General features: G+C 42.2%; 15 protein-coding genes and 1 other annotated feature. Of the genes, 9 read left to right on the top strand and 6 right to left on the bottom strand.

Annotated features, from left to right (window positions below):
• Positions 1 to 3 precede the first annotated feature (3 nt).
• Positions 4 to 867, top strand: coding sequence for an RNA polymerase sigma-70 factor (locus tag ACR65H_RS08435; RefSeq protein WP_440499727.1), 864 nt, complete (start codon positions 4 to 6; stop codon positions 865 to 867).
• 113 nt (positions 868 to 980) lie between these two features.
• On the opposite strand, the gene ACR65H_RS08430 is transcribed toward ACR65H_RS08435, so the two are convergent.
• A complete protein-coding gene (locus ACR65H_RS08430; protein WP_440499726.1) occupies positions 981 to 2,435 on the bottom strand; it encodes an alanine/glycine:cation symporter family protein in 1,455 nt (484 codons plus the stop codon).
• A gap of 130 nt (positions 2,436 to 2,565) precedes the next feature.
• Between ACR65H_RS08430 and ACR65H_RS08425 the strand changes: the two genes are divergently transcribed.
• The 3 genes from ACR65H_RS08425 (at position 2,566) to ACR65H_RS08415 (ending at position 4,268) form a co-directional block, all read left to right on the top strand.
• Entirely contained in the window at positions 2,566 to 3,003 is a 438-nt protein-coding gene (locus ACR65H_RS08425) for a GNAT family N-acetyltransferase (RefSeq protein WP_440499725.1), read from the top strand.
• A gap of 98 nt (positions 3,004 to 3,101) precedes the next feature.
• Positions 3,102 to 3,425 (top strand): hypothetical protein, encoded by a 324-nt coding sequence (locus tag ACR65H_RS08420; protein WP_440499724.1) that lies wholly within the window; start codon positions 3,102 to 3,104, stop codon positions 3,423 to 3,425.
• A 108-nt stretch (positions 3,426 to 3,533) separates the two neighbouring features.
• Positions 3,534 to 4,268, top strand: a complete 735-nt coding sequence (locus ACR65H_RS08415; RefSeq protein ID WP_440499723.1) for a sulfite exporter TauE/SafE family protein — start codon at positions 3,534 to 3,536, stop codon at positions 4,266 to 4,268.
• Positions 4,269 to 4,328: 60 nt separating this feature from the next.
• On the opposite strand, the gene ACR65H_RS08410 is transcribed toward ACR65H_RS08415, so the two are convergent.
• On the bottom strand, positions 4,329 to 4,511 hold the full coding sequence (locus ACR65H_RS08410; protein ID WP_440499722.1) for an H-type small acid-soluble spore protein: 183 nt from the start codon (positions 4,509 to 4,511) through the stop codon (positions 4,329 to 4,331).
• A gap of 17 nt (positions 4,512 to 4,528) precedes the next feature.
• On the bottom strand, positions 4,529 to 4,834 hold the full coding sequence (locus ACR65H_RS08405) for a DUF3243 domain-containing protein (RefSeq protein WP_440499721.1): 306 nt from the start codon (positions 4,832 to 4,834) through the stop codon (positions 4,529 to 4,531).
• Between the two features lie 137 nt (positions 4,835 to 4,971).
• On the opposite strand from ACR65H_RS08405, the gene ACR65H_RS08400 reads away from it, so the two are divergent.
• Together ACR65H_RS08400 and corA are read left to right on the top strand one after the other, a co-directional pair.
• Positions 4,972 to 5,769 carry a cupin domain-containing protein gene (locus ACR65H_RS08400; RefSeq protein ID WP_440499720.1) on the top strand — a complete coding sequence of 266 codons (798 nt, stop codon included), beginning with the start codon at positions 4,972 to 4,974 and terminating at the stop codon, positions 5,767 to 5,769.
• A gap of 194 nt (positions 5,770 to 5,963) precedes the next feature.
• Positions 5,964 to 6,926, top strand: a complete 963-nt coding sequence (gene corA / locus ACR65H_RS08395) for a magnesium/cobalt transporter CorA (protein ID WP_440499719.1) — start codon at positions 5,964 to 5,966, stop codon at positions 6,924 to 6,926.
• Positions 6,927 to 6,943: 17 nt separating this feature from the next.
• Here corA and thpR read toward each other — a convergent pair whose 3' ends face one another.
• Positions 6,944 to 7,495 carry an RNA 2',3'-cyclic phosphodiesterase gene (thpR, locus tag ACR65H_RS08390; protein WP_440499718.1) on the bottom strand — a complete coding sequence of 184 codons (552 nt, stop codon included), beginning with the start codon at positions 7,493 to 7,495 and terminating at the stop codon, positions 6,944 to 6,946.
• A 126-nt stretch (positions 7,496 to 7,621) separates the two neighbouring features.
• On the opposite strand from thpR, the gene ACR65H_RS08385 reads away from it, so the two are divergent.
• The gene (locus ACR65H_RS08385) at positions 7,622 to 9,685 is read left to right on the top strand and encodes a catalase (RefSeq protein ID WP_440499717.1); all 2,064 of its coding nucleotides are present in this window, start codon (positions 7,622 to 7,624) and stop codon (positions 9,683 to 9,685) included.
• Between the two features lie 64 nt (positions 9,686 to 9,749).
• Complete coding sequence (locus ACR65H_RS08380; protein WP_440499716.1) at positions 9,750 to 10,541, top strand: HAD family hydrolase; 792 nt, start codon at positions 9,750 to 9,752, stop codon at positions 10,539 to 10,541.
• Between the two features lie 97 nt (positions 10,542 to 10,638).
• Here the strand turns inward: ACR65H_RS08380 and serA are convergent, their stop codons facing one another.
• Both serA and ACR65H_RS08370 read right to left on the bottom strand, forming a co-directional pair.
• The gene (gene serA / locus ACR65H_RS08375; protein ID WP_440499715.1) at positions 10,639 to 12,225 is read right to left on the bottom strand and encodes a phosphoglycerate dehydrogenase; all 1,587 of its coding nucleotides are present in this window, start codon (positions 12,223 to 12,225) and stop codon (positions 10,639 to 10,641) included.
• Positions 12,222 to 13,385 (bottom strand): pyridoxal-phosphate-dependent aminotransferase family protein, encoded by a 1,164-nt coding sequence (locus ACR65H_RS08370; protein ID WP_440499714.1) that lies wholly within the window; start codon positions 13,383 to 13,385, stop codon positions 12,222 to 12,224. Before ACR65H_RS08370 ends, serA begins: the two co-directional genes overlap by 4 nt.
• Before the next feature lie 55 nt (positions 13,386 to 13,440).
• Positions 13,441 to 13,663: a binding site (T-box leader), on the bottom strand.
• A 336-nt stretch (positions 13,664 to 13,999) separates the two neighbouring features.
• Here ACR65H_RS08370 and ACR65H_RS08365 point away from each other — a divergent pair.
• Positions 14,000 to 14,515, top strand: coding sequence for a DUF3231 family protein (locus ACR65H_RS08365; RefSeq protein ID WP_440499713.1), 516 nt, complete (start codon positions 14,000 to 14,002; stop codon positions 14,513 to 14,515).
• Positions 14,516 to 14,519 lie beyond the last annotated feature (4 nt).

The following is a 14,519-nucleotide window of genomic DNA, read 5'->3' as shown; positions in this document are numbered from 1 at the left end:
TGTTTGGAGACTGAACAATTGTATCAAACGTATAAACCTTTGTTGTTTTCAATCGCCTACCGAATGACTGGGAGTATTACAGATGCAGAAGATCTTGTCCAAGAGGTGTTCTTAATATATGACCATGTTAGTAGTGAAAAAGTAATTGAAAACGAGAAAGCGTATTTATGTAAGATTATGATGAATAGCTCTATAGACAAATTGAGATCGGCTGCAAGTAAGCGTGAGGTTTATGTTGGAGAGTGGCTGCCAGAACCATTAGTAGAGGTAAGAAATGACCCTGCACATACTTATTTGATGAAGGAGTCTATCTCGACCGCTTATCTTTTGCTTTTACAACAGTTAACTGAAGATGAACGGGCTGTCTACTTATTAAGGGAAGTTTTCCAGTATAGCTATGAAGAAATTGCTGTTATTATTGAAAAGTCCTCTACCAATTGCAGGCAGATTTTTCATAGAGCTAAAAAAAGTATGGATAATCGACCGAAAACTTCTACATTGGATTTTCAATCAATGAAAAGTAGTATTGAACAATTTACAGTAGCGCTTCAAAAAGGGAATATACCCAAAATGTTAGAGTTATTGAAGACAGATTCTATTTTTATTTCTGACGGAGGCGGCAAAGTAAAAGCTGCGCTAAATCCAATCCATACATCAGAGCGCATTGTCCTATTGTTTACAAGCATTATGAAAAAGCTGCCTGAAAACTCAAGAATGGATTTCGAAGTTGTAAATGGGTACCCAGGCGTAGTCGTGTCAATTAATGACTATGTCGCTTATGTCGTCTCGATGGAGTTTCAAGACGATAAAATTTCTCGGATTTACATGGTGTCCAATCCGGATAAATTGGAGCACTTGCAAAAATAAAAAGGGAAATGAATAAAAAGACGGTTGAAGAATAGTAAAACACTAATCTTCAACCGTCTTTTATTAAAACTTCTCGTTCTTTCCGAAAAGTTCTCATTCCAACTAAATTACATTCACTTCTTCACCTTATCCTCATAAAACACATTAAAATTCGGATCAATCGTGCCGATATTCAAATGCCTTGCTTTATAATCCCTCAGCAGCTCAAAGAACTTCTTACTTAAGAACATGATGACAATCAAATTGATGAATGTCGGAATTGCAGTCGTGATATCTGCAAAATACCAAACAGCTTTTCCAGGCATGTCATAGTAGACGGCATAGATGACCATGAGTAAGCCCGGAACTGGATAGAGCCATTTATAGAACGCAATGGTTTTATTCTTCACCTTTACTTTCTTCTCTCCACCAAATAGATGGCGTAAAATGATTTCGTAATAGGTGTACCAGCCGGTCGTCGTCGTCAAGCCGAATAGGAAGACGGAAAGAGCGATGATATACCTGCCTGTTTGTCCGATACCAGCTTCAAATGCCGATAATGTGAGTGCCGCTCCGTCAAGGCCGGATGACCAAGCACCTGTAATAATGATTGTAAATGCAGTCATCGAACAGATAATGATTGTATCGACAAATACTTCCATAGCTCCCCACATTCCTTGCTTGACTGGGTGGTTTGTTTTCGCTGTTGAGTGGATCATCGGTGAAGTACCCCAACCAGCTTCGTTACTATAAACTGCTCGGGCTACTCCCATCCGGATCACTTGAGCAATGACTGCACCCGTAAAGCCTCCGACTGCGGCCATTCCTGTAAAGGCACTGTCAAAAATAAGTGCAAACACTGGGCCGATTTGATCGAAATTCTTGAGGATGATAAAGAGAGAGGCAAGTACATAAAAGATGCTCATGAAGGGAATCAGTTTCGTCGCAATTTCGCCGATCCGCTTAATTCCCCCGTAGATGATGACGTAAATGAGAGTGACGTAAATGAGAGAAGAAGGTATCATGCCGATATTAAACGTTGAGCTAACTGCTTCAGAAACCGTATAGTTTTGTAGGGTAATGAAAAATGTCGTGAAGATTCCGAATCCGAAAAGAATGGCAGGTATTTTCCAATACTTGAATTTCTTTTCCTCGCCTAATCCTTTTTCCATGTAATACGTCGGTCCGCCATAAGGATTGCCTTTTTCATCAGTGCCGCGGTAATGGACAGCTAATGTGACTTCTACCGTTTTTGTCATCATGCCTAAGAGTGCTGTAATCCACATCCAAAATACCGCGCCGGGACCACCTACCGCAATGGCAGTCGCCACTCCTCCGATATTACCGACCCCGACACTGCCCCCAATTGCAGTGCTGACAGCCTGGAATGGCGTCAATATGCCTTTTGCATTTTCAAGCTTTTCCTTTTTTGTAAAGAGCTTACCGAACGTTGCTTTGAAGATATGAGGTAAATAACTGATCTGAAAAAACTTGCTGCCGATTGTAAAGTATAGCCCGACAAACAATACTGTAAAGATGAGCGGCAACCCCCATAACCACCCGACGATTGTTTCTAAAATCTTGTCCATTCTTTATCTCCTCTCTATTGAGTCAGAATCTTTTGTCTACTGTATGTGGAAAGAGATAAATTGATTACTTAATTTCGAGATATGAATAAATTAAATTCATAGTATAATATTGGAAGAGGAGGATGTTGCTATGGTCCACGTTCACAGTTACTGGGGAATGCCGGATGAGGAAACATTGAAGGGGATTATACAAGTACATAATCAAATTTTTGCTAATGGCGATGAATTATTGGAGAAAGTAGCTTCAAAGCCGAGTGTTCTTTTTGTTGTTGCCCTTGTGAAGGATGAGGTGGTCGGCTATAAGATTGGATATAGTCTTTCAGAAGACCGCTATTACAGCTGGTATGGGGCCGTTAACGAGGAATACAGAGGAAGAGGGATTGCCTCTAAGCTTATGGAACTCCAACATCGTCTCGTTAAGGAAGCGGGCTATGCAATAATCGAAACGAAGACGAGAAATAAATGGAGAAATATGTTGATTTTAAACATTCAACATGGGTTTGATATTTTTGAAACATTTTATGATGATGAAGGGATTCATCGGATCGTATTACAAAAAAATCTGTAAAAATATAGGGGGAAGGTGAGCTTAAATTGAAAAGAATAATGATTGGATTATTCATAGTAATAATGTTGTTGAGTGGCTGTGGCAAGGGATATTGGGTAATGAATAAGAAGAATCTTGACGATGAGCCCGCTGTCAGGGCATATGTGAACTATTTGCAAAAAGATAAAACAGAGCGTAAAGGCTTCAAAGTGATTGATGTTGCAGAAGGGAAAAAGATGGTAGTCATTTCAACAGGGACGCGCGATCTTGAACTCGAAGCGGTAAGTGTTGATTACTTGGATGACCAAACAATCGTTACTGTTCGCGAAATTGAAGCAAACAGTGATGAAGTAAATCCTTATACTCTGATCGGTCTTAAACATCCAGTTAGCAAGTTCAAAGTGGTTAATGAAGACGGAGAAGAGTATGATATCGGGTTTTAATTAATTTTGACTGTATAACAAATTCTTATCCCTTTGTATAATAACTATCGATTTTTCTAATGGACATTAGAGGAGTATAATTTAGTTATACACAGGGGGGTGTCTTTTATGGAGTATATTTCACTCTTTTTCATCGGTGCAATTGCAACGACAATCGGTACGTTAGCTGGAGGAGGCGGATTGATTAGTCTTCCTGCGATGCTGCTACTCGGCGTGCCGATCCACTCTGCAATTGGCGCGAATAAAGTATCCAACACGATCAGTTCATTCTCGAGTTTCCTATTCCTTTTAAGACATAAGCAGATTTCTTTGCGAGAATCATTCTGGATTATGCCTGTCAGTTTAATAGGTGGAATTAGTGGTGGGTTCATTGCAACAAAACTTTCAGAAGATCACTTATATATAGTGGCGATTATTCTTTTATCATTTGCGTTCATCACATCGTTCATTGGAAAAGGGGATTTTGACGGTCAGGAAACATTGAAATTCGGTAAATGGAGTGTGCCTGGATTGTATAGTATCGGAATTTATGATGGACTTTTCGGACCTGGGCAAGGCACATTGATGTTGTATTTATTTGGCCATTTAAAAGTGGCATATATAAAGGCAGTCGGCTATGTTCGACTCGCTACATTCTCAAGTTGTCTCGGGGCGGCGATCACTTATATCGCAGCAGGAAAAATCATTTGGCCGCTTACACTTATGTTAATGTTAGGGTCAATTGCAGGAGCACAAACTGGCGTCCGGATTGCGGAGAAACTGAAACCAAAATTTGTGAAGCCAATCTTACGAGTTGTGACGGTTATGTTGATTGTACAAATTATTGTTGAGAATATCGGGTGACAATAATAAAATAGCAAGAATACGAAAGCTGTCCGGAGAATTTCTGGACAGCTTTTGTCATTATGAGTGCTCCTTCAATTCGGAAATCGAAACTTCTGATCTTTCTTCCATCGCCTGACGTAAATGAACAGTGGCTGTCCGGTCGTCATCATGGACTTTATCAATCCAGACAGACACCCCGTTATAACTGACCATGATTTCATCCGGCGACGACACAATCTGACGTGCTCGTTGACTATCCATCGCAATTTCCTCCCTACTTATGCTCTCCTAACCATTTCCAATAGCAGGCGGGAAAGGACGCCTTGCTCTTCTTTAGACCCCGACTTCCAAAGTTCCATTAAAACCTTTTCTTCACGGTTACGAGGCTCTTCGTGGTTGGCGAGATAATTTGCAACGATTTCGGTCGTTTTAGCGAGCTTTTCATCACTTAAGCCCATATTTTCCCCAAGCTCCACTTTTTCCGATAGATACTGTTTGAATCGATTGAAATTCTCTAAAATCTGATCCTTATCTTCTCCGTTAATCTTCGACAGTTCTTTTTGGACTTTATCTTGCATTTCCATAATGACACCACTCCTTTGTTGTTCTACACATACAGTGCGCTTATCGGTAGTAAAGTAAACATAGTAAAATTTGTATACGTACAATTCCCAGACATAAAGCATAGACTAATTTACAAGTTGTGAAGGGGTTGATGACTATGTATCATGCTCCAAATGTGTATTACCACAATCCGTATTACTTCCACGTACCAATGCAGCACTATGGAGCGCAGCAGCCAGGATTTTGGACGATTCCTGATTATGCTGGATATAATGCTGGAATGAATAACAGCATTGTACTAAAAGACTATGGAGGAGAACCGTTTGTTGTAAATATTAATAATGCAACGAAACAAAACAATACGTTCCGTACTGCTTTATGGACAGGAGATCATTTGCAAGTGACGCTCATGAGTCTAAATGTCGGCGAAGAAATCGGCTTGGAGATGCACCCGGACGTTGACCAATTCCTGCGAATCGAACAAGGACAGGGAATCGTTCGAATGGGCAAGAGTAAAGACAATTTGAATTTTGAAAGAAATGTATTTGATGATTCTGCAATTATGTTGCCCGCTGGAACATGGCATAATCTCATCAACACAGGAAATGTTCCACTAAAGCTTTACTCCATCTACGCACCTCCTAACCATCCTTTTGGTACTGTTCATCCAACGAAAGAGGCAGCCGCCGCCGAGGAGGAAGGACGGAGTCATAGCAATGGAAATCTTGTTTTTGGCAAGACTCCAGACGATTGGATAAGGCATACTCAGTTTTTAGTGAACGAAGGATTGGAAGATGTAAAGAGAGGCATAAATGCGACGCACATTCTGCAAGAGTTCATATTAATGGGGGTTCTTGTCGGGAAAGGGTATTCTCCTGAAAAAGCATATGAGACAGTAGAGGAATGGGAGCGGACGGGAGAATCCAAACTCCTTCAGCAAAGTAAAAATATGTAGCATCTTCTCAAAGCTAGAAAGGCTTGGTGAAAACATCCAAGCCTTTTTTGCGTGAAAATTTCTCGGTAGAGAACTATCACTAAGTTTCACTCTGAATATGTAGGATATAAGGTTAAATTGGACATGATACGGTAAGGATAATCAACGGATTCGGTATGGATATCGTTCTTATAAAGCGAAGAAAGGGTGGTAACATGATCCGCACAATGGGCGTAACAACAGAAGGTCAATTCATTTTCGACTTCCCATTACACGAAATCTCAATGCTCTCATTGCAATGGTACTGGGTTGATTTTGATCAGCCGGATGCAGAAGAAGCATTTTTGCTACAATCGTACTTTGCCTTCCACCCGCTCGCTTTGGAGGATTGTTACGGCCGCATTCAGCGTCCAAAACTGGATCATTATGACGATTATACATTCTTTGCCTTGCACTCGATCTGCCATGAAGATTTGAATGCGGAAGAAGTGGACTTGTTTCTTGGTGATAATTATGTCGTCTCGTTTCATTACACAAAACTACAAGAAATCGACAAGGCAAGAGAAGCAATCATGCAATCTTCCAGGCTTTGGGAACGGGGACATGTACACGTCACTTATGAAATTTTAGATAAAATCGTCGATCAATACTTTCCAATCCTTTACAATATTGAAGACCAACTAGACGAAATCGAGGAGAAATTATCACCGAAAACCGTTCAATTATCAATGGATTATGTATTTGAAGTGCGTGGAGACCTATTACGTCTAAGGAGAACAATTTATCCGATGAGAGAGTTGCTATACAGAATGCTCGAGTCTAAAAAGTTAGATTTCATTCCCCATGAGCAAACGTACTTTTCGGATATATACGACCATCTCATTCGACTAAGTGACATGCTCGATTCGAATCGACAGCTCACATCGGATATCCGCGACAGTCAGCTGTCCATTAATTCCAACCAAATGAATAGCGTCATGATGACGCTGACGATCATCTCCTCAGTTTTTATTCCGTTGACATTCATTGCCGGTGTGTATGGAATGAATTTCGACCGTATGCCCGAGCTTCATATGCGGTACGGGTATCCAGTAGTCCTTATTGTAATGCTGATTATAGGAGTCGCGATGGTAGGTTGGTTTACGTACAAAGGATGGTTCCGAATAAATAAGACGTAATGAAAACCCTCTCGAATTTAATGAGAGGGTTGTTGTTGTAGTGAGAAGGTTTGGACAGCTTCGTATTTTGGATTTTTAGATGGGTGTATCCTAAAAAGTGAAAATTCATCGATGTAAAAAGGAATAGGTGTACAAGTCTCTTTCTGTATGGGTAACGGTCTATCGATTTTCCGCTTTTTAGCAATCGTAATATGAGGGGTGAAGTGATTATCGGGTTCGATACCTAACTGTTCTGACCCGATTGCGGCAACCGATTGTTGCAGCGCATCAAGCTCTTTTGATTGCTGGATAGACAAATAAACAACACGAGGACCTTTCGGAGAACCGAAAAATGAAAGACCATCAACGTTTACAAGAAAGTTGCTATACTTGTCGGCTAACGCGGCCAGGCTTTGCTGCAAAGATTCAAGTCGTTGTTCAGGGAGTGCTCCGATGAACAGCAATGTAATATGCAGGTCATCCATATGAGGGATGACCTTATAAACGTTTGATAAATCGTATTTTTCCTTATACAGCTTTACAAGCTTTTCAGTTGAAGCAGGAGCTTTGATTCCAATGAAATAATGCATCGTTTGCGCCTCCTCTTGAATATGTATCGTCTCCTATTGTAACCTAATTCGGATTTGATGAAACATGAGGAAAGTGCCCGAATGGTTTTAAATTGCATATATATATGGATGGTGAATTAAAAATATGTGGAAGGGGATTTTGTGGAGAATAGCCAAAATCGAAAAAACGCTCAGCTTGACCAATTCAGAGTTAATAACTATGGAAAGAAAATGACGACGAACCAAGGACTGAGAGTGTCGGATGATGAAAATTCTTTGAAAGCGGGAGTGCGCGGACCGACATTACTGGAGGATTTCCATCTGCGTGAGAAGCTTACCCATTTCGACCATGAACGGATACCGGAAAGGGTCGTCCATGCGAGAGGGTTTGCGGCTCATGGGGAATTTGAACTTCATAAATCCATGGAGGAGTTTACGAGAGCCGGTTTCCTGCAAAAACCTGGTTCAAAAACACCCGTATTCATCAGGTTCTCAACGGTTGTTGGAAGTAAAGGGTCTGCAGATACAGTAAGGGATGTACGAGGTTTTGCAATTAAGTTCTATACGGAAGAAGGGAACTTCGACCTCGTCGGAAACAATATACCCATCTTTTTCATCCAGGATGCAATTAAGTTCCCGGATCTCGTTCACGCCATCAAGCCTGAACCGCATAATGAAATGCCCCAGGCTGCTTCCGCCCATGACACATTCTGGGATTTTGTTGCAAATAATCAAGAGACCGCACATATGATCATGTGGCTTATGTCCGACCGAGCCATTCCAAGAAGTTTCAGGATGATGCAAGGGTTTGGTGTGCATACGTTCCGCCTTGTCAATGCGGCAGGGAAAGCGACATTCGTCAAATTTCATCTAAAGCCGATTCTTGGCGTACATTCACTCGTTTGGGATGAAGCCCAAAAGATCTCCGGGAAAGATCCAGATTTCCATCGAAGAGATTTGTGGGAAAATATTGAGCACGGAAATGTCGTTGAATATGAAATCGGAGTGCAAATGATCAAAGAAGAAGACGAGTTCATGTTCGATTTCGATATTTTGGATGCTACAAAAATTTGGCCGGAGGAAATTGTACCAGTCCAGATGTTCGGCAAAATCACATTAAACCGGAATGTCGATAATGTCTTTGCGGAAACGGAACAAGTCGCAATGCATCTCGGCAATATCGTGCCTGGCATCGACTTCACGAACGACCCGCTTCTGCAAGGAAGATTATTTTCATATTTGGATACGCAACTGCTTCGTCTAGGAGGGCCGAATTTCGCTGAGATCCCGATCAATCGCCCAATTTGTCCGTTCCATAATAATCAACGGGATGGATTCAGCCGCCAGCGGATTGATGTTGGGCAAGTCAGTTACCATAAAAATTCACTCGCTAGAAATACACCTTCCACTTCCACTTGGGAAGAGGGTGGGTATGTCCATTACGCAGAAAAAGTAGAAGGGCGCATCATTCAAGCACGAAGCGATTCATTCAATGACAACTTTTCGCAAGCACGCTTGTTCTGGAACAGTATGACAAGTCCTGAAAAACGACATATAACCGATGCCTTCATCTTTGAAGTGGGGAAAGTGAAATCAGTCGACGTCAGACAACAAGTCGTCGATATGTTTGTCAATGTTGACAAAGGATTGGCTACGGAACTTGCGGATGCAGTCGGGGTCAACCGTCCGACCGGAGAAAATGTCGACGTTTCAGCTTCTTCACCAGCCCTTAGCCAAGAACGGACGCCGAGATACCCGAATACTCTTAAAGTCGGCGTGTTAATAGGTGAAGGCTTCAACGGCAGAGAAGTGAAAGCAGTCGTTAAAGCATTATTGAACAACGGGGTTACTGTCGATATTGTAGGAGAGCGATTAGGCAGCCTGACGGGAGTGGATGGTGTAAAAGTTGTGATGAATGAAACCTTTACAACGACTTCACCCGTTCTTCATGACTCATTTTATGTCGTCGGAGGAAAATCTGCAAATCAGGCGAAATTTGAAAGTGACATTAAGGAGTTCATAAACGAAACGTATAAACATTTTAAACCGATTGGCGTTGCTTCGACAGGAGAAGCTATCTTTATGAATTCAGATGCAAGTCCAGGACCAGGCGTCGTTATTGCATCAGAATCTGGAGCCGATTTCTCGAATGATTTCATTCAAGCAATTGCGCAACAGCGTTTTTGGAACCGAAATATCTATTCCAATTGAAATATCCGCTCCAATCCCTTTTGGAGCGTTTTTTTTGTATAATCAAGCAAAGGGGGAATGACCGATGATACGGACACTCATTTTCGATTTGGATGATACGCTTTTATGGGATCAGAAAAGCATTGCGACAGCATTCGAGAAAACTTGTCAATATGCTGAGGAAATGCAAGACGTTGATGCATTACAACTGGAAGCAGCCGTTCGCGAAGCTGCAAGGGAACTGTATGCCGCGTATGATACATATGACTACACACAAATGATAGGAATCAATCCTTTCGAGGGATTATGGGGAATATTTGACGACCCCGGCGAAGAATTTCAGCGAATGAAAGAAGTCATATCAGATTATCAGCGCGATGCATGGACGAAAGGGCTCAATAAACTGGGGATTGATGATGGGGACTTCGGTGAGTCGCTAGCCGCGCGGTTTATTGAGGAACGAAAAAACTCACCATTTGTTTACGATGAGACATTCCCTGTTTTGGATAGGTTGAAAGGCAAATTTAAACTTGTCCTATTGACAAACGGCTCTCCTTCGCTCCAACAAACAAAGTTGGAAATTACTCCAGAGCTGGCTCCATATTTCGATCGAATTGTCGTTTCAGGAGCATTTGGCAAAGGAAAGCCGGATCCTTCCATTTTCGAGCATGTGTTGGAGGAAACAGGGACATCAGCAGACGAAGCTCTTATGGTCGGCGATAATTTACTCACAGATATTTTAGGTTCTTCCCGTGTAGGAATGCGTTCCGTATGGATTAATCGAGAAGGGAAATCGGTGCATCCGGACATTCAGCCGACGTATGAAATAAAACATTTGGACGAGCTTTTTCCGATTTTAGAAAAGATGAAAAGGTGAGTCCCGCAACGGGAACTCACCTTTTTAGCGCAAGGGCTCCATTAATTCATCAAGGGCTCCTTTATTCGTGCAAGGGCTCCATTAATTTTACAAGGATTCAAAGATCAATCGCCTTCACTTCATAAATATCTGCAAGATCAGTCAAATCTTCAAGTTCCGCCTGCTCAACCCGATTATCAATCGTGAGCATCATGATGGCGTCGCCGCCGACAGTCGAACGTCCGACTTGCATCGTTGCGATATTGATGTTTTTCTCTGCTAACAACATTCCGACACGTCCAATTGCTCCGGGCTGGTCTTTATGCTTGATGAACAACAGATGTCCTTCTGGCACAACATCGACCGCGTAATTATCGACTTTCACAATACGTGCTCCTAAGCCGTTCAGCATAGTGCCTGCAACGAGATGTGTACATTTCGCTGTGACGATTTCCGCAGTGATCAAATGGAGGAATCCTTTACCGGCAGTCGTCTTATGCTCATTCACTTTAATATCGAACCGCTCGGCTAAAAATTTCGCATTGACGTCATTGACATGATTTCCGAGATTCCGTTTTAAAATACCTTTTACCGTATTGCGTGTCAGGGCACGCACATCATAGTTTGCGAGCTCCCCGGCATATTTTATGTTCACTTCTTCAATCGCTTCGTTGGTCATTCGGGAAAGGAAAACTCCCAGCTTTTCGGATAAATCGAAGAATGGAGCGATTTTTGCCATCACTTCTTTCGGGACGGAAGGGAAGTTGACTGGATTTCGCACAGATTCTCCTGTAAAGAAATTCACGACGTCCATACTTACATCGACCGCTACGCTTTCTTGGGCTTCCACAGTGCTCGCTCCGAGATGCGGCGTAGCTATTACTTCAGATAATGTAAGTAGTGGATGATCGACGAATGGCTCCGTCTCAAAAACGTCAAGAGCTGCCCCGGCGACTTTGCCTGACAAAATAGCGGCGTAAAGAGCATTTTCGTCAATAATTCCTCCTCTTGCACAGTTGATGATCTGAACGCCATCTTTCATTTTCGTAAATGCTTCTTCATTCAATAAATGTCTAGTCTCTTTTAATAAAGGAGTATGGATTGTAATGAAATCAGCCACCCTTAATACGTCCTCGACGGTCCCAAAGCCGATCCCCATTTTTTGCGCCTTTTCCTCCGTTAAAAAAGGGTCATAAGCAATAACATTCATCCGTTGTCCTTTTGCACGTGCTGCCACTTCCGCACCAATTCTTCCAAGTCCAATGACGCCGAGCGTTTTATTTTTCAGCTCGACACCGATAAACGACTTACGATCCCATTTGCCGTTTTTCAATGAGTTGAACGCTTGTGGAATTTTCCTTGCCAACGCCGTCAGCATCGCGATTGTATGCTCAGCTGCGGAGTTCGTGTTGCCGTCAGGTGCATTGACGACGATGATTCCGTGCTCCGTGGCGGCATCCAAATCGATATTATCGACCCCGACACCTGCACGTCCAATTATTTTTAAGTTGCTCGCAGCTTCAATCACTTCTCGTGTCACTTGTGTTTGACTGCGGACGAGCAAAGCATCGAAGCCTTTAATCCTTTCAAGCAATGCTTCTTTTGATAAATCGGTGGCAATAGTGATCTCCAATCCTTCCGCCTGACGTAGTGGATGGATTCCTTCTTCGCTTAGCGGATCGGCTATTAATATGTGGTATGTCATCGGTAGTTCGCTCCATTCTTCAAATAGATTCGCTGTGCTGCCGCAACTCCTTTGCCGAGCTCAATTTCATTTCCGGATTGGATCAAACCGATTTCGATCATGCTAAGTGTCTGCAAAACATCGGCAGGGGAGCAATAGCCCATATGCCCGATGCGGAAGATTTTCCCTTTCAAACGTTCCTGTCCGCCTGCTACTGATAGTCCGAATTCCTTTTTAATCACTTTCCGGAATTGCTCCACGTCGATCTCATCTGGCCTGACGGCAGTAACTGTATCTGATGCATCTTCATCATTCGTTAATAGCGGGATATCTAGTGCCTTGAAAGCTCCGCGTACCATTTCTTTCAGTAGCGCATGTCGACTGTACACGTTTTCCAACCCTTCCTTTTCCAGTAAATCAAGCACTTGATCGAGCCCAAAGAGAAGGGAAAGAGCAGGGGTGAAAGGTGTCGTATCCTTTGCAAGATTGTCTCTATACTTTGACAAATCCAAATAGAAACCACGGTTCGGGTTTGAATGAATTACATCCCATGCACGCTCGCTTACCGCGATGAACATCAATCCGGCGGGCAGCATAAATGCTTTTTGTGATCCAGTCACCATAATGTCGATAGCCCATTCATCCATTTTCGTTTCGACTCCTCCGACACATGAAACGCCGTCCACTATTATGAGTGCATCGGAAACTTCTTTCACCGCGGCAGCAAGTTCGTGGATTGGATTCATTACACCGGTAGAAGTTTCACAGTATGTTGCAAAAACGGCGCTTATTTTTGGAATAGTACGGAGATGCTGTTGAATTTCAATAGGATTGAAAGCTTTCCCCCACTCAACTTCGTATTTATGCACGCGGATGCCATATGCTTCGCAAATATTCACAAAACGTGCCCCGAATGCACCGGTTACAATGACGAGCACTTCATCCAAAGGTTTAACGGCATTGACGACAGCTGCTTCCAATCCTGAAGTTCCGCTTCCCGTAACGATCAGGACATCCTGTTTAGTCCCAAACACTTTATTCAGTCGTGGTTTGATTGAACGAATCAATTCCGATGTCTCATTGCCTCTATGACCAATCATCGGTTTAGCCATCGCTCGTTGAACACTTGGCGGAATCGGTGTCGGTCCTGGAATTCGTAAGTATTGTTGATCTTGCAACATGTCAATCTCCTCCTTTAAGTAAATGAAAAAAGCCTTTCGTCCCTTGCAAAAAAATGCAAGGGGCGAAAAGCTTTACGCTACGCGGTGCCACCCTTTTTCGCTGTCGTTCGGACAGCCTTCATTGCATGCGTAACGGTCATGTGCCGGATGAACGTACTTTACAAGTTTCTGTCCATCGATTCAGGAGTGCTGCCTTACGTCGAAAACGCTGATTTTCACCAACCATCAGCTCTCTAGAGATTCCGTTCCGCAAAGCCTGTCTCCGTCCAAATCATTATCGAGTTATTTAATTAGTCACAATCATAACACGGTTCTTCTGGATGTCAACCTATCATTCGTGTATTTTTTAGAAAATACTACGAAATACTTATTAAGTAGTTCGTTTTACATTCAAAGACGAATAATATTATTTTATTTTTTATAAAACATTCGCCTTTAATGTAATTTGTGAAATGTAGAGAAAAAATGTATTGCATAACATATTATCAAACATTCCGAAAATGTCAATCTGATTTATTTTACGCGGACCTAGTGTATAAAATAACAATTTCTTCACATCATAACTGCAATTCCATAAACACCAATGGAAAAGTTTAAGAAAAGAGGGAGAAAAATTGGGCATTTTAAATGGTAATCCGAAAGAAGAGCCAATGCACTATGGTGAAGTACTCGGTTGTTGGGCATATGCAGGTGCAAACAAAGGTTTGATCAGCGGATATGAAGGCTTCATCAATCATGCTGGAGACGAGGAACTGATTAAATTATTGAAAGATGCAGTTGAGATGATGAAAGAAGAAAATAATGCTGTTGAGAAAGTGTTGAAGGACAACGGTGTGACACCACCTCCCACATTGCCAGAACGTGCAAAAGCGAATGCTGAAGAAATTCCAGTAGGAGCGCGTTTTATGGATCCGGAAATCAGTGCGGCAGTATCCATAAACGTTGGGCAAGGTCTTGTATCATGCAGTCAAGTAATCGGCCAATGTCTCAGAGAAGATATTGCAATGATGTTCAGTAAATTTCATGCAGATCGACTATTGTTTGGAATGAGATTGCTTCGTCTAAACAAAGAGAAAGGCTGGATCATCCCGCCTCCATTACATGGTGCGACATTCAATAGCCATAAATGAATTT

Source organism: Sporosarcina sp. SAFN-015 (genome assembly GCF_059415085.1).
The sequence above is the reverse complement of the archived record's forward strand: the minus strand, read 5'-3'. Positions and strand labels throughout refer to the sequence as shown.

Bases quoted from the DNA above. Each gene is read 5' to 3' on its own strand.
- ACR65H_RS08430 (WP_440499726.1), bottom strand. From the start codon at position 2,435: ATGGACAAGATTTTAGAAACAATCGTCGGGTGGTTATGGGGGTTGCCG.
- ACR65H_RS08425 (WP_440499725.1), top strand. From the start codon at position 2,566: ATGGTCCACGTTCACAGTTACTGGGGAATGCCGGATGAGGAAACATTG.
- ACR65H_RS08420 (WP_440499724.1), top strand. From the start codon at position 3,102: ATGAATAAGAAGAATCTTGACGATGAGCCCGCTGTCAGGGCATATGTG.
- ACR65H_RS08415 (WP_440499723.1), top strand. From the start codon at position 3,534: ATGGAGTATATTTCACTCTTTTTCATCGGTGCAATTGCAACGACAATC.
- ACR65H_RS08410 (WP_440499722.1), bottom strand. From the start codon at position 4,511: ATGGATAGTCAACGAGCACGTCAGATTGTGTCGTCGCCGGATGAAATC.
- ACR65H_RS08405 (WP_440499721.1), bottom strand. From the start codon at position 4,834: ATGGAAATGCAAGATAAAGTCCAAAAAGAACTGTCGAAGATTAACGGA.
- ACR65H_RS08400 (WP_440499720.1), top strand. From the start codon at position 4,972: ATGTATCATGCTCCAAATGTGTATTACCACAATCCGTATTACTTCCAC.
- corA (WP_440499719.1), top strand. From the start codon at position 5,964: ATGATCCGCACAATGGGCGTAACAACAGAAGGTCAATTCATTTTCGAC.
- thpR (WP_440499718.1), bottom strand. From the start codon at position 7,495: ATGCATTATTTCATTGGAATCAAAGCTCCTGCTTCAACTGAAAAGCTT.
- ACR65H_RS08380 (WP_440499716.1), top strand. From the start codon at position 9,750: ATGATACGGACACTCATTTTCGATTTGGATGATACGCTTTTATGGGAT.
- serA (WP_440499715.1), bottom strand. From the start codon at position 12,225: ATGACATACCACATATTAATAGCCGATCCGCTAAGCGAAGAAGGAATC.
- ACR65H_RS08370 (WP_440499714.1), bottom strand. From the start codon at position 13,385: ATGTTGCAAGATCAACAATACTTACGAATTCCAGGACCGACACCGATT.